Raw genomic sequence first — 15,346 nt, 5'->3', positions numbered from 1 at the left:
TATTTATTCTTGATCATTGCGATCCCGCCCTGCCGGCAGGCAAGCTTGGCGGGAAAAGCAATCTACATTTTTTGCTAACAATAAAGATTTAGTTTGCTTCGCTTCACTCGCAAAGACAGATATTAGAATATTTCAAAGGTCTCTTAAATTAGAATTTGATGCTAGAGGTTATCTCTAAGAGTTATTTTAGGGATAACCTTTTTTAATAGGTCAGAGAAAATTGAAAAAGATAAATTCCAGTTGTGATAGTGGGGTTATTGTCATGCCCGAATGCTGCTACCGGGCATCAACTTATTGAGCTTGCTTCTTCATTTCACATGCCTACCGATAGGCATGTTCCTAACAAAGACTCTATGAAAACAATATTTCAGAAGTCACATTAAGAAAGTAATTTTTAAGTCGGATGCGGTAATTAATTCCAAAAAATATCTAAGAATTATATTTGAAGATTGGTTCCGGTTTTGTCAACACTGAATTAATCAATTGTAGAAGTGCCTTTCCATCAACCGGTTTTGCCAAAAATTCTTTTGCACCAGCTTCGAATGAACTGTTTCTTTCTTTTGTAGTATTGAACGCGGTGAGTACAAAAACAGGTATGTCTTTATATTTTTCCATCATTTTAAGTTCACGCGTCAAATCAATTCCATCTTTGTTATCTCTTAAAGAGATATCCATCAGAATCAAATCAAAATCTACTGAATTAATTATGCTGTAGAATGCATTAACGCTGCCGCATGTGTGAACTTCAAATTGTTTGGAGAGAAAATATTTCAAAAAATCCTGTGCTAATTCTTCGTCGTCAACTACTAATACTTTATATCGCTTTTCCATAATATTAAACATAGAAAAAAAAACGAGGAGAGGAAAAATATTTATTATTTATTTAGAAACTTCTGATAAAATCTTTTCTGCAACTTTGTTTAATGCTTCATCGGAATCGTAAAATTTAGAGTTAATTCGGTCACGGATCTCTTCTAACCTGGCAGAACTAAGATCAACCTTGGCTAAATCGCGTGCTTCTGAAGAAATCACAATTTTATCCTTTGCATCCTGATTTTGAGCTTCTTCAGGTTTGTTGTTCTTTGCTTGATTAACAAAGAGCGGATTGTTTGAAACGCCTCTGATTTCCATCTAATACCTCAAATAATTTGCAATCTTTTTCTTGCTCATATAGCTTAAAAGTTCTTTTTCAAGCTTTTCCTCTTCATGGGTGAATATCCCTATTATATTATCGAACTTTCTTCCGATTAGTTTAGCCCTATTTAACAAATCCGACCCATATTTTAAAAACTCTTCCAGCCCAAATTCATCAATAATCTCATTTTTGGCTTTTTGCAGTGCTTTCATGTTTTTTGCGATGACAGGGGATGCGGAATCGAAAGTTTCAACTATAAGGTTGTCAAGATTATCGGAGATTTTATCCAACAATTTATTAGTCCGTTCAATTTTAATTTCTATCTTTTTCATTAGCTGCTCGTGGTTGTTGAATTTGATGTTGTAGATGCAAGTAAGCCAGAATAAAAGGTAGCAAAATCGGATTGAAGATATAAAATTGTCTGAAGATCCTGCTGCATTTTAATGTATCGGCTGCGTAATAGTACAGCACTCTTATCTATCTTAGCCTGAATTGCCGTACCCGTATCAGTAATCGATGCTATATTTGAAGTAAATGTAGCTTTTCTCGTCATTATATATCCGGTAGAACCAAGATATGGGGCAATTCTGGTTGAGAAAGTTTTAGCAATACCGTTTGTGGAATTAAAGAGTGCCGCTACTTGATCCGGCTTATTGTTCAATGAGCTGTCTAACACTGTAGAATCGGCAAGACTTAAACCGCTTGTAATATCAAATTTAATTCCCAGTTTATAGAGAGTATTTATTTGATCTGTCGGAATTCCGGATACTGTCGAAGTAGAAAGAGAGCTGAAAAAACTTTGAAGCGTTGTTGCCGTAGAGTCTCCCGTCAAACTCCCTCTCGTAGTTGTTGTACCGTTTGTTGAACTGGTTAAATTAGTCTTTAGATATGTATAGAGATCGTTAAACTTACTTATAAAATTATTAATGGCTGTCTTTACAGCAGTAGTATCCCTTGTAACTGAAATATTAACTGTTGGATCTGTTGGCTGCATTACCGCATTTAAGGCAATCTTGGAACCGGGAATGAGATCAGAAATTGAATTTGAATTTCTCTCAATACTTATACCGTTGTATTCCAACTTCGCATTCAATGTTGAAGAGGCATAAGCATATCCTGCCGTATCAATATCGTTGCTAATTTGTTCGAATGAAGTTCTTGCCGCCCCTAAATTTAATCCCAAAGAAGCTAACGCACTTCCTCCAACGCTATCATCAAGAGACATTATTCTATAATCGAAACCAGATTGATCGGTAGTTAAAGAGAACTGTGAATATCCAGATACCGGAGTAAATACGGAAGCATTAGCTACCGCAGATGTGCTAATTTCTTTTGTGTTTGGAGAAGCAATACCAAGATCGTTTACCAATGTTCCTGTTATATCGTTTCCTATGCTTATATATTTCGAAGTATCTGTAACTGTAATTTGCAACTTAAAATTATCCGGTCCGTCTGCAATTTTTTCTGCCGTTATACCAGAAAGTGCATTAATCTGAGAGGCAACACTATCCAGAACATCACTGTATGTTCCAGCGGAATAATTAATTGTAGTTTCCGTTCCGTTGAGATTTAATTTGAATGAGCCTTCTGTTGTTTCGGTATCACCAGCAACAGAACCAGAATTAACAATGGCTTTATCTGTATTGATTGCTGTCTGAATTTTAGTCATCACATCTGCATTCGATATCGTACCGTTCGTAAAATCGGATTCGGAAAACGTTACTGTCACTTTACTTGTTAATGTACCGCCCAAACCATCACCTGACGTGATAACAAAATCATGACTTCCCGCTTCGGTAATTACAGTAGAAGCAGTATCGGAAGCTAGATCTTGAGATAAAACCAGATCATTCTTTGCAAGCTGATTAACACGTACCGTACTTGTATTACTAACCGCCGTGCTCGTAGCTGATATTGAAAAAAAAGCTGCGCTAGAAGAAGTGGCTCTCATTGAAGAAAATGTCGATGTGCTGTCCGTACTTGCTAGAGAATTTAATGAACTGCTGAACGCAGTTAATTTTGTATTTATTGTTGTATAAGCCGAATCGAGGGTTTGATAATTCGTTCTTCGAGTGGTTAAAGGAGTCAGCCTGTTATTAGCTTCCGTGTTTTTATAGTTTGTAACAAGACCGTCTATGCCCGATGTTGTTAAAAGATCGTAAGCCATAATTTACTACCTCAATTTTAATGCATCTTGCCAAGTAACTCTAAGTTCACTTAAAATTTTTTGAACTTCTTTATAATTCTTTTTTCTCATCTGATCCTGGCAATACTGATACAACCTTAATAGTCCAATTGAAATTGGTTTTGCACTTTCATCTGTAAAATTCAAACAATCTATAAGAACCTGAATTGCTTCGTTTGTTTTAAGCATATCTTCTTTTTGACACTTCATAATAGCGAAATCATATACTTTCATTATTTGCTGAGCGGGTGTTGCATTACTAATTTCATTAACAAGATAGGGATTCATTTTATTTCTGTTCGAGAATGCTGTAGCTGTCTGCATATTTTCTTACCGGGTTTAAGTTTTCAATAAAAAAGCCCCCCGGTATTACCGGGGGACTTAAATCATGTTCAATTAACGGAATAATGATAAGAGTTGTTGTGGAGCTGAATTCAATTGTGATAACATTGCTGTACCAATTTGACCAGAAATGTTGCCTTTTGTAGCATTCAATTGTTCAGCAGCCATATCAGCGTCGAATATACTGGAGATAGAAGCTGTACTGTTTGCAATTGAAGACGTTAAGAATTCGCTTCTTGAATCGATTGATTGACTCAAGTTACCAATTCTACCAAGAGAATCACGGATTGCAGCTGAAGCAACACTAACATCTTGTGCAGCAGTGATAACAGAAGCTGTATCATTAGCAGAAGGAACATAACCAGCTACTCCGCCATCATATGCAGTTGTAAGATCAGCTTGTTGAGAAATATAACTAAAAGCTGCTGTACCGGTGGATTGAACACCAGATGCGGTAGCGGCATCAATAAGAGCCTGATTTGCATCGCCACCTACAGCTACAGTTAACGCAGCTGCGCCTGCGGCTAAAGCTGCAGTTACTGCTGTTAAAGAATGAGCACCAGTGTCAAAATTGGCAGCATCTGTCTGCGTAGCCATAAAGCCACCGAATGCTGTTGAAAATGCTTGAACTTGAGCAGCACTAACACCATATTCACCTAATTTAGTAGCAATGTTCGCCATGAGACTATTTGCGGCGGTTTTTGCTGCTGTTGCATTAGTATAACCAGTATTAACTGCGGTAAGTGCAGCTGCATCATCGTAAGTTACGGTACCGGTTGATTGAACACCCTGTGCTAAAGCGTCAGCTACGGTTGTTCCGCCTACTGCGGTTTTACCTGCTGTAAATGCGTTATCTAATGCTGTACTTACACTAAGTCCAGCTGCGATATCTGAATCATATCTTGCGGTTAATGCATCAGCAAATGCTGTTACGTTAGCAGCAGATACATTGGATTCTGAAAGTTTTGTATTAACGTCTGTTAAAAAGCCTCCAACTACAAATGCTCTTGCAGCGGCTAAACCTGCAGCTGTTTCACCGGCGGTTGTTCCGCTGGCATCTGCTAAGGTTAAGCTTGCTATTTTAGTAAGTAGATTTACTGTATCCATCTTTCCACCAAAATCAACAGAGAAAGCTGCGCCGCCTACATCAAGTGATTTGTCTGTTGCTGCTAAGTTAACGTCTGTTTGTTTTACTAACAGCTTTGTACCGTTGATATTAGTTGTCTGAAGAATTGATTTTATTTCTACTGCTAGAGTAGTAATATCTTTTGCAATACTTGCTTGATCTTTCAACGGATCCTGTGCGTCTGTGTATTTAGCAGAAATCTGATTCAATTTATCATTGATCTGCTGAAGAGCGGATTCTGCTGTTGCTAATAAATTTTTTGCTGAAGAAACGTTGTTCAACTGAGCTTTCTGTTTTAATACCGAAGCCTCCATTTGTTTACCGATGTTAAAGCCAGATGTATCATCTGCTACTGAGTTGATTCTTTTTGTTGTAGCAAGACGTAACTGTGCTTTTTGTGTCTCTGCATTAACTTTTGCCAATGCGTTGTACGCTTGAAGAGCGCCTAGATTTGTGTTTACTGAAAAAGCCATTTGAAACCTCCATGTGTTTGTTGATTATTATTCAAGCTTCCTTGCTTGAACTTATTTTTGAGAACACTTTGTTCTCAAGAATATTATCGGAGACTCTTTTGAAAAGTTTAATTTTTTACGAGGTTAATTAGAGTAGTGCTGTTGCTTGCATGAATATTAATTAAGGATTGTCATTGCGATCCCGTTTTAGCAGGAGAAGCAATCTCGATAATTATTCAGAATCAAAGTTTTGAGTTTGCTTCACTTCGTTCGCAAAGACAGTCTTTGGAATATTTCAGAACTCCCTTTTATTTTAGTTAGAGGGGAACAGTTGTAAGCATAAGCAATTTTCTTCTTAATTTTCTTACTCTTTCCATCACTTCGGGTATGTGAGAATAATTTTTTTCTAATTTACCAATGATAGGCTTAATTTTATCTTCTGCTCCTTTTTTCAAATAGAAAGAAATGAGATAGAATAATGTGGTTGGGTCAAACTGGTTTTTTTCTACAATGTTTTCAAGAAGAAGAATAGCATCATCTATCCGCCCTGAATCTTCCAGCAATTTTGCAATTATTTTTTTTATTTCAACCGCGTCCGGATATTTTTTTAACAAGTCGTTGGCCAGCTGAAATACTTGTTGTTTATTCGGATTGCTGGTCATCATGAATAGAAATAGATTCATTGTAAAGTGGTTCGCCATTTCTATAAATATTTCTTCTTCGCTTACGGTTAGCATTGTATTGCTGAACAACTTTTGAATAACGGTTAATTTTTGCGGTCCGTTTTCATCTACTTTTTTATTGTAATATGCAGACAACTCCTTTTGATAGTAACTGATATTTGTAAAATTTTTGTTTTGAAGAGCGAGTGTTAAACCATAACAAATTACTTCTTCCGGGTCCAACAAGACGGCTAGTTTAGATTGCTCTTTTCCAAGAATCATATTTTGGTTTAATTGCTGGGCTTGCCGGCATCTAAGTTCTGCCGTTATATAGTCTCCTTTACGCAATGCTATTTTAGCTGATAACAATTGTGAGAACGGCTGGCGGTCATCCAGTTTGAGTGAAAACTGTATAAATCTTTCAGCTTCAATACTTTTATGATCATAGTGAGCTACGTACGCTAAAGAAGAAAAACATTGAGCACGTAAAGATCTGTCTAACCCTACGCTTTCGCCGGCACTTTTATAATATTTAAATGCGTTCAACTTGTCATCAAGAATAAAAAAAGATTGAGCAATTTGAAAAAGACAGTATACTGCTTTTGTGGATTCGTATTCTTCTTTCAGCAAAGTAAGGTTTCTTTCTATTTTCTTCTGATTATCCTCTTTCGAAATGCTATAACCGATATGATGAATAAGAATATTAGAATTGAGAATCTGATATTTATTTTGGGTCAACGATGGTTCGATCTGCTCGTGTACTTTCCCGCTAAATTTTAATTCGCGTGAATTGGCAAACAATCGAATATAGCGAACTGAGTTATCACGGTTTTTATCCAGATGATGATTTTTAACAGTACAGTAATAGCCGATCAATAATTTAACTTCACTTAGTTTTTTAAACTCGTCAACAGAATTACTATCAAGGCGTTCGTCTGCATCCATGCAAAAAATCCATTCACCGGTTGCTTTTCCAAGAGCAAAATTTCTAGCCGCTGAAAAATTATTTGCCCACTCATATTGAAATATTTTCGCATTATATTTTTCAGCAATCCTGATTGTACCGTCGTTTGAACCTGTATCCACAATAATCATTTCATTAACAACATCTTTCACGGAATCCAAACATGCAGCCAGATTCTTTTCTTCATTTTTGACAATCATGCAGAGCGTAAGTGTCAACTTCCCTCCGGTCCACCTAAAATTGGAGAGAATTTTTCCCTCAGATACTGCAAATTTTCAATTGCCACTTCATTTTGCGTATCAATGGCTAAGATCTGCATAAGCAAAGTCATTGCTAAATCATAATTCTCGGTGAGTATTTCTATTACTGCAAGATCGTTCAGTGCATCAAGGTTATTTTCGTTGGCACAGATTAGTTCATTAAGAAGCAGGCGGGCTGCATCAAAATTTCTAAGTTCGATCTGCTTTTCAGCTTCGAGAATTTGATCGCTGATTTCCGGTAGATTATTTAAAGCCAAGCAACCCTCTCTTTTATATTTATAACAGTTTTTTTTGCTTTCCAGTTAATATAGAGTAGAAAAATCATTCCAACCAGTAAGGCTATTTAGGATTGATATTAGAAGAGTTATCTTAAGGTGTCGATCTTTTATTCGGCAACTGGCTAATAATAGCCAAGAAGAAGGTTAATTTAGAAGACCCAGATCTGAAATGGTTGAATTAATTTGTTCTTCGGCTTGCTTCATAAGAGTGCGCTCTAAATCGGCTTTCTGAGTTCTCAGTTCTTCTACCCTTTTAAGGTGTTGGGTTATACTGTTAGTAAAATTATCACACATAATTTTTTCTTTTCTGATAACCGTTTCTCTTTGTTCGGCGATTAATCGTTCCCTCTCAATTTTCATGTAATTTATTTTCCGAAGCAACTTTTGCCGCATATCTGAACGCTCAATCAAAATTACTCCGGCCATAATTGTGGAAATAATTGCACCCAAAACAAAACTAATAGCACCCCACTTTGAACCAGTTATAAGAACAAATGTAAACATGGAATTAAACTCTGAAGTATCGGATACTGTTTTATTTGAATAGCCGGCAACTCCGCCAATAAAGAATACGACAAACGCTATGATGATATTATAAGTCATGTTGTTGGATAATGATACTCTGGGATTAAAACGGTCAACTTTATGAAGTTCATTAACTTTCTGTTCGAGCGATCGGGTTTCCAGATCAAAATTTTCATTTAAATGCTGAATCGATTTTGAAAGATTTTCTCTCGACTTTATTTTATACCTTTCTATTTCTTCAGTTAAATGTTTTTCTGCGCTTAAACTTTCATTTATTGAATTATCGTATGTTGATATTTTTTCTCTTACTTCGGTATAGTATAACTCTTTTATATTTTGGATTATCGATTCTACCATGGCATTATATCTATTTTGAAATTCCGGGTAGAGCGAATAGAGAAGTGTATTTGTGGAAGTGGAATAGTTTTGTAAAATCTTTTCCAGAAAAGCAATTGACTTTTTTATATCATCATCGTAATAATCATCTAATTTTTTTATTTTGAATGATTCCAAACTTTCTTTGCAAACTGTCAGCGTAGTTGCATCGTGAACGCTACTTTCGCTTAAAAACGTATCAATTTTAGTGTAGGCTCGCGCAAATTCTTTTTCATGAAAGATACTGTATATAAAAGCATTTCTGTAAAAATAGCTGAACATCCCGGAATTATTCGTTTTAGCTGCCAGAGTTAACCGGTGAATATCGTAATTAAAAATTTCTTTGAGTAAAAAAATCCCACCGTCTTCGTTTCCAAGAATTATCTCTGTAAGTGCACAATAAATCTTTGCGGTATTCCCCTGAGGTTTAATACCTATTGCTTCTTTAAAAGCTACGTTCGCTTTTTCATAATTGTTTTCTTTTAAGTGAATAAATCCGGTGTAAAGAATTAAAATATATTTTAATTCCACTTTAGACTGATCGTTCAGACGGATTGTGTTCATCAATCCCAACGTATTTGTAAGTAATTCCAATGCGCGTACAGGATTATAAAATGTGCTTTGATACGTATGTATAATTGCTTTAATGATTTGATTGAAAAAATTGTGTTTATTAATATCACGTTCAATAAAATTGACTGTCAAAGTGGCGTAATAATCCTTTTCACTTTTTAATTTTGTTATAACCCACTTGGAGTAATTTTCTTTGATCGATTTATGCAATTCGATATACGAATCTTTTACGAGATTAAATTTCATGAACTCTTCAATCTGGTTGAGCAGTGACGATTCATAAATCCAGAATACAGGCGCTTCTGCAAACGGGATGAAGATTTCTTTAACTTCCGGCGGTAAATCAAGCGAGAAGAAACGGATACTTTCTTTCACTCCGTTGATATAATCGTAATCATTCTTAATATTTATTTGAAAATGCTCTTTTGCGAGGTGAAAGAATTTGGAATAATTCACTTCTGTAATAATACCGGCCTGGTTATATTTTTCTAATACCGATTCCATAATTTATTTACTCGCCGCGAAACTAATTGAAATTTTTGTCCCAACATTTTTTTCACTTTCGATATCAAACTGACCGTCCATTAGTTTTGTCAATTTAAAGGCAATCGTCAATCCGAGCCCGGCACCTTCAAAGGGGCGTGTATATCCTTCTACTTCTTGTGTGAAAGGTTTTAATATTCTTTCAATATGCAATTTGTCTATTCCAACACCTGTATCCGAGACAACTATCTCTACACTATTCTCAAAATGTTTTGTGCTAAGGTAAACACAGCCATGAGTTGTATACTTTATAGCATTATCTACCAGCGAGTGAATTATTTTTTCAAATTTCACCCAGTCAACCTCAATAACACAATCTTCCTCGTCAACTTCCAGAACAAACTCAATATTTTTTTTAGATGTTTCGGCGAGCATCTTGTTATATACATTTCTAACTACCTGGTTGCAATTCAAATCTACTTTATCTAATTCAACTTCACCCGCTTCAAGTTGAGATACTTCTACTATGTTAGTAAACAAGTTAAGACCGCGCCCAAGTACTTCTTTCATCGAATCCATCAGATCACGAAGCATCTCAATATTGCCAGTCTCTATGCTTTCATCAACAATCTCAGAAAAACCAACGACGGCATTGAACGGAGTGCGAATCTCATGGGACATGTTTGCAAGAAAATCCGACTTCATTTGATTCAGAAGCATTTCTTTACGGTATGCTCTCTTTAATTGATCTTGATAGAGAACCTCATCGGTAATGTCTTTCATTGTAATGATGTATATTGTCGAATTCCGTTCTTGTTCCGTTATGCTGTTAATTTTGCAAGAGTAATCGCGTTTATCGAAATTTTTATAATTGAATTCGTAAAACGGGAGATTGGAATTTGAGAGATGCTTCATTGACTGATAAATTTTATCAACCAGATTAGCGGGAATGAAATCGTCAATTTTCAGAGAATAGATTTTATTTTTATCCAGATTGAAAATGCGGCAAAAATTATCGTTGGCATTTTCGAACAATGCCGCCGGTCCTATATGCTCTATAATCAGCAGAAGATCGGAAATATTATTTATTATCAGCCTTTGCTTTCTTTCAGACCGCTCAATTGCTTTTGTTTGATTTATATGTTCGGTTAGATTATTAGCAATAAAAATGAAACTTTGCTGAAGTTCGTCGTTTGATAACACCGGACTAAGAGTGAATTCCCAAAACGTTACGGGAATTCTTGCCAAAAAAGGAATTACTTTTTTCCATGGTATAAAAGATCTAAGAGCATATTCAAGATGATTAATTTCACTTTTGTCAAAGATATCGGACAAAACTTCAGTTAGATTCCTATTATAAATACTTTCAATTTCCCTCAACAAAAGAACTTCGAACGAACGTGTTGCGTAAGTTATTTTTCCGCTTGCATCTAAAATAATTATGGGAACATTTCCATGATCGAGCGCATTATGAAGGGAGTTTATTTTATTCTCAAGTTTCTTCCGTTGTGCCAACGATTCAATAGTAAGGACGTAATAAAGACCCGAAGAAATAAATACCCTCTCAATACTCACAGAATAATTTTTAGTGAATTGATTGTTATCCGAAGAAAGATTTATTTCAAGCGAGATATTTTTATACCTGCTTTCGCTAAATCCCTTTAAAAAATAAACGAACTCCGGATTGGAGTTCATTTTCGATATATCATCGTGAACATCTAGAGAAAATGTTTTTTTGAACGCATCATTGCAGTACGCAATATTCATTCTCTGGTCAACAATTACGAGCGGATTGTTGTTCGGCAATTCGGTATAATTCCGAAAATCCGTTTCGGAGTTTACCACGGAATATTTTGAAAAATTGGAATGAGCCATAATCTAAGTTTTATTTATCTGCAATAATTTCAGTTCTAACATATGTCTGGTATTACTCTCATCGTTTTTTAAATTAATTTTACACGAGAGATATTTTTCCAGAAAATTAATTAGCCCTTTATTTAAATAATTGAATTCCATTTGAAGCGCGCTTTCCATTTCCAAAAAGTATTTTTGCACTTCGTATGTATTTGAGGAGACATCCGATCTAAATCCGAAAGTCGAAATAATTGAACCGAAAAATTTATTCAATTCATTCAGGTGCAGTTTAATCTGAAGACTTTCGGATCCTTCTAAATTCAAAGGTGACGCAACTTTTATAGTCATATTAACTACACCCGTGTATGAACTAATAGAATATTTTATTTCATATTCGATGCGCGGAATTTGAATTATCTCCGCTGGATTGATTACCGTTGAGAAATCAAAATCATCAAACGAAAAAACAATGTGCAGTTTCTCTTTTTCATTTTGGATTTTTTTAAGTTTCCAACCGATACCCGAGAGAAATGCTGTGGCAGGAGAAAGCGAAATAGAATCGTTGCTTACTGCATGATAACTATTAATATAGTTCGATACAGCTGATTGTTTACCGGGTTTTGAAGATTGTTTATAATCAGACCCGGCAGAAATATTTACAATTTTTTCTAACATGCCTTATCCTCCGCATTATTATCGAAAGAACAGGCATTTATTTTATACTAATCCGTCTTGATCATCCTTTTTTCTTCAAAATAACTTACAACTTCTGGTTTTTCGAGATGAATTAACTCGTTTACAAACTTTTTAATCCGTTCAATTGATTCATTAACAGTCGTAAAATCTTCTAGATACTTTGATTTATCTTTCTGCATAAGCTCATTTTCAATATTTTTGATCGAAAAGACCAAGCTGCTGAGCGGGTTATTTATTTTATGCCCGATTGTACAAGCCATTTCAACAATCGCTTTCGAATGTTCAATGCTTCTTAGTTCGTTTTGAAGATTAAATATTCTTACACCTGAACGGATTCGCGCAAGCAACTCCTGGTTTTCAACCGGCTTGATCAAAAAATCGTCCGCGCCAACATCCAGGCCCATTATTCTGTCTTTTAAAGACGAACGTGCCGTAAGAATTATAAAATAGATGAGTTTATATTTTTCATCATTTTTTAGAACATTGCAGAGCGCCAGACCGTCCAGAATCGGCATTGTCCAATCTGCAAGAATAACTTTGGGCGAAAAAGTTTTTAACACTTCAAGTGCTTCCTGCCCGTTTACGGCGCTGGTCACATCGTAATTATTTCTCGATAAAAGTTTCTCGAGTATAAACCGAGTATCTTTTTCGTCTTCTACAATTAGGACTGAATCTTTCATGTTTTTATGCAAACCAAGTTGTTAATTTTTTCAATTAGTTGATTAAAATCTGCTATCGGTTTAATAAGATAATCATCAGCCAAGCTATCCTCAAGAAGGCGGTTTCCAAAACTCGATAAAGGATAAGCCGTAATAAGAATAATGGGAATTTGAAGATGGCTATAATGTTCTTTTATATACCGAGATAATTTTATTCCGTCAATCCGCTGAGAATTCAAGCTTGTGTTTCTCAGATTAATGTCCATGATTATCAATTCAACTTCACCTTCGCTAACTATTTTAAATATATCGTCCGAGTCTTCAGCAAGGATAATTTCTGCGCCAATTTTTTTAAAAATTATTCTGTAAAAATCCTGTAGAAACGCATCGTCTTCAATTATCAATATTTTTTTTAACGTTTTCATAGTTTATTAAATTTCACAGTAATACTAATTCTTCTGTTTGTTGAGCTTAGCGGATTTTGAACGTTTCTTAACCGAGTATCGGCATAACCTCGTACTTCATCAATTTGCTTCTCCTTTAATCCGCCAGCTACCAAAGCTCTCTTTGCAGCAAGCGCTCGCTCTGAACTCAGTTCAAAATTTGTATATCCGGTTCCAATATTATTATACTTATGCGAATCGGTATGTCCTTCAACAATTATTTTATTAGGCATTTTCGAAATTTCTGAACCAATTTTATGAATTATTTTTATTGCTCTTTGCTTCAACTCCGCAGTACCCAGATCGAAGAAGACATCATTTTCAGAGTCGGTCAATTCGATTAGTAATCCTTCCTTAACAATTTCAATCTTAACTTGGTTCGCAAGACCCATTAAATCAGTGTCGGCTTTTAATTCTCCCTCTAATTTTTCACCTATCTTTTCTAATTCTGCTTTTTCCATTTCATGAGTTTTCGCTTCTTCTTCCGCCTTCATACCTGGTACAGGATTCGCTTTACCTTCTATCAAAATTTTACTTTTGGAAGAGAATCCCACAGGATCTTTGAAATAAGAAGACACTGCTTCTTTCACTTCCGGTTTTTGACCTAAAATCCAAAGAACGATAAAAAGAGCCATCATTGCCGTTACAAAATCCGCATACGCAACTTTCCAAGCGCCCCCGTGATGCCCGCCGTGAGATTTTTTAATTTTTTTAATTATGGGAGTTGCTTCAGTTCCTATATCGCTCACTTATCTTTTTTCCCCCTTAAGAACGCTTCAAGTTCCTGGAACGAAGGGCGCTCATCAGAAAATATTGATCTTCTAGCAATCTCAGCCGCAACAAATGGCGGATTCCCTTTTGCATACGCAAGTATAAATGATTTAATAATTATTAAATCTTGCGCTCTCACTTCAACAGAGTGAGAGAGATTTGCCGCTAGAGGACCTACAAATCCATAAGAAAGCAATACACCAAGAAATGTTCCAACTAAGGCAGCCGCAACTTTTTCTCCAACTACTTCCGGTCCTTCATTGATAGCGCCCATTGTTACGATAATTCCAAGTACTGCTGCCACAATTCCAAGCCCGGGTAAAGCATCTCCAACTCGATTTATTCCTTCATAAACAGGCCGGTTTTCTTTTTCAAAAGTCTCAATTTCTGCATCCATCAAATTTTCTATCTCCTGCGGAGGAACTGAACCAGCCAACATAACTTTCATTGTATCGCAAAAGAAATTTTTCATAACAGCGTCATGAATAAATTTCGAATTTGCAGAGAGAATTGTACTAGTATCCGGATCTTCAATATGCTTTTCAATTGCAAGCAATCCCTCTCTTTGAGCTATTAAGAAAAGATCGCAAAATGATTTCATCATTTGGAGATAATCATCTTTTGTGTTGCCTGCGTGTTTTATTATTCCCTTCAATGAGCTAATCATTTTTTTAATCAGCGGTAATGGTGAAGCAATTAATAAACTTCCAATTGCGGCGCCGCCGATTGTAATAAACTCTGAAATTTGAATCAATAGAATTAAGTTACCACCCGCTAAGGAGAATCCTACAACCACAGAAATAAGTACAACTACAAGCCCAATAATTACAAACATTTTTTATCTCCTACTTAACAGCAGATGATTCTGCTTGCTGGAAGCTTTCCGTTAAAAGTTGACACTTTTGCTCAATTTCATCCCAGCTATGATTCGGCAAAGAGGCACATGCTTCAATTTCCCGGCAGATATCTGTTATTCGGTGAAATCCTACTGTTCCACTTGACCCTTTCAATTCGTGAACAACTAGTTTTAATAATTCCATATTCTTATGATCGAGCGATTTTTTGAGTGTCTCTTTTTTGTTAGCAAGACTATTTATAAAATATTTTTTTAGTTCCTTAGTCATCTGTTCCTTTTCCGAATTAGTAAGATTAAGAAACTTTTTAGAACTGCCTAGAAAATTACCGCCAAGGACTTCATTAATGCTTTTAATCAGAATCTCTTTAGTAAGCGGTTTTGAAACGATTTTTTCTGCACCTGCTTCCATAGCGGCAATAACATTGGTTTTATCTGTATGTCCGCTAATAATTATTACCGGAATATGTTTCAATTCTTCCATCACTTTCAGAACTCTAAGCAAACGTATGCCGTCAAGATTCGGCATCATCAAATCGAGAAAAATCAATCTCGGTTTGTGCTCAATTGCCTGCTGCAACCCCTCTAACCCGTCGTTGCTGGTAATAACTTCAATTTCATATTCCAGCAAGAATTTTTTTAAAGTACTTCTGATGATATCCGAATCATCGATTACTAGGATTTTAATTTTACCGTGATCAAAGTCCATT

At 35.7% G+C, this 15,346-nt stretch carries 16 protein-coding genes; all 16 read right to left on the bottom strand.

Translation table 11 applies throughout. The annotated features are described in order from the left end of the window. Nucleotides 1–429: 429 nt before the first annotated feature. Nucleotides 430–831 (bottom strand): response regulator, encoded by a 402-nt coding sequence (locus tag NTX65_11510; protein ID MCX6169962.1) that lies wholly within the window; start codon nt 829–831, stop codon nt 430–432. Nucleotides 832–879: 48 nt separating this feature from the next. Beyond that, nucleotides 880–1,131 carry a hypothetical protein gene (locus NTX65_11505; GenBank protein MCX6169961.1) on the bottom strand — a complete coding sequence of 84 codons (252 nt, stop codon included), beginning with the start codon at nt 1,129–1,131 and terminating at the stop codon, nt 880–882. Beyond that, nucleotides 1,132–1,467, bottom strand: a complete 336-nt coding sequence (locus tag NTX65_11500) for a hypothetical protein (protein ID MCX6169960.1) — start codon at nt 1,465–1,467, stop codon at nt 1,132–1,134. It lies immediately after the preceding gene. After that, on the bottom strand, nt 1,467–3,302 hold the full coding sequence (fliD, locus tag NTX65_11495) for a flagellar filament capping protein FliD (protein ID MCX6169959.1): 1,836 nt from the start codon (nt 3,300–3,302) through the stop codon (nt 1,467–1,469). The genes NTX65_11500 and fliD overlap by 1 nt, the downstream gene beginning before the upstream one ends. A gap of 6 nt (nt 3,303–3,308) precedes the next feature. Continuing rightward, nucleotides 3,309–3,644, bottom strand: a complete 336-nt coding sequence (locus NTX65_11490) for a flagellar protein FliS (protein MCX6169958.1) — start codon at nt 3,642–3,644, stop codon at nt 3,309–3,311. Between the two features lie 72 nt (nt 3,645–3,716). Beyond that, entirely contained in the window at nt 3,717–5,261 is a 1,545-nt protein-coding gene (locus NTX65_11485; GenBank protein ID MCX6169957.1) for a flagellin, read from the bottom strand. A gap of 296 nt (nt 5,262–5,557) precedes the next feature. Next, nucleotides 5,558–7,084 carry a glycosyltransferase gene (locus NTX65_11480; GenBank protein ID MCX6169956.1) on the bottom strand — a complete coding sequence of 509 codons (1,527 nt, stop codon included), beginning with the start codon at nt 7,082–7,084 and terminating at the stop codon, nt 5,558–5,560. Further along, complete coding sequence (locus NTX65_11475) at nt 7,081–7,383, bottom strand: hypothetical protein (GenBank protein ID MCX6169955.1); 303 nt, start codon at nt 7,381–7,383, stop codon at nt 7,081–7,083. Before NTX65_11475 ends, NTX65_11480 begins: the two co-directional genes overlap by 4 nt. A 165-nt stretch (nt 7,384–7,548) precedes the next feature. Continuing rightward, nucleotides 7,549–9,381 carry a hypothetical protein gene (locus NTX65_11470; GenBank protein ID MCX6169954.1) on the bottom strand — a complete coding sequence of 611 codons (1,833 nt, stop codon included), beginning with the start codon at nt 9,379–9,381 and terminating at the stop codon, nt 7,549–7,551. A 3-nt stretch (nt 9,382–9,384) separates the two neighbouring features. Continuing rightward, entirely contained in the window at nt 9,385–11,166 is a 1,782-nt protein-coding gene (locus NTX65_11465) for a PAS domain-containing sensor histidine kinase (GenBank protein ID MCX6169953.1), read from the bottom strand. 72 nt (nt 11,167–11,238) lie between these two features. Then, entirely contained in the window at nt 11,239–11,889 is a 651-nt protein-coding gene (locus tag NTX65_11460) for a hypothetical protein (GenBank protein ID MCX6169952.1), read from the bottom strand. Nucleotides 11,890–11,936: 47 nt separating this feature from the next. Continuing rightward, a complete protein-coding gene (locus NTX65_11455) occupies nt 11,937–12,590 on the bottom strand; it encodes a response regulator (protein ID MCX6169951.1) in 654 nt (217 codons plus the stop codon). Next, nucleotides 12,587–12,994 (bottom strand): response regulator, encoded by a 408-nt coding sequence (locus tag NTX65_11450; protein ID MCX6169950.1) that lies wholly within the window; start codon nt 12,992–12,994, stop codon nt 12,587–12,589. Before NTX65_11450 ends, NTX65_11455 begins: the two co-directional genes overlap by 4 nt. Continuing rightward, nucleotides 12,991–13,761, bottom strand: a complete 771-nt coding sequence (locus NTX65_11445; GenBank protein MCX6169949.1) for an OmpA family protein — start codon at nt 13,759–13,761, stop codon at nt 12,991–12,993. The genes NTX65_11450 and NTX65_11445 overlap by 4 nt, the downstream gene beginning before the upstream one ends. Beyond that, nucleotides 13,758–14,618: a flagellar motor stator protein MotA gene (gene motA / locus NTX65_11440; protein MCX6169948.1), complete on the bottom strand. Its 861-nt coding sequence runs from the start codon at nt 14,616–14,618 to the stop codon at nt 13,758–13,760. Before motA ends, NTX65_11445 begins: the two co-directional genes overlap by 4 nt. A gap of 10 nt (nt 14,619–14,628) precedes the next feature. Further along, the gene (locus NTX65_11435; protein MCX6169947.1) at nt 14,629–15,345 is read right to left on the bottom strand and encodes a response regulator; all 717 of its coding nucleotides are present in this window, start codon (nt 15,343–15,345) and stop codon (nt 14,629–14,631) included. Nucleotide 15,346: the final 1 nt, after the last annotated feature.

It is taken from the genome of Ignavibacteriales bacterium, from assembly GCA_026390795.1.
Lineage (GTDB): Bacteria > Bacteroidota > Ignavibacteria > Ignavibacteriales > Melioribacteraceae > Fen-1258.
The sequence above is the reverse complement of the archived record's forward strand: the minus strand, read 5'-3'. Positions and strand labels throughout refer to the sequence as shown.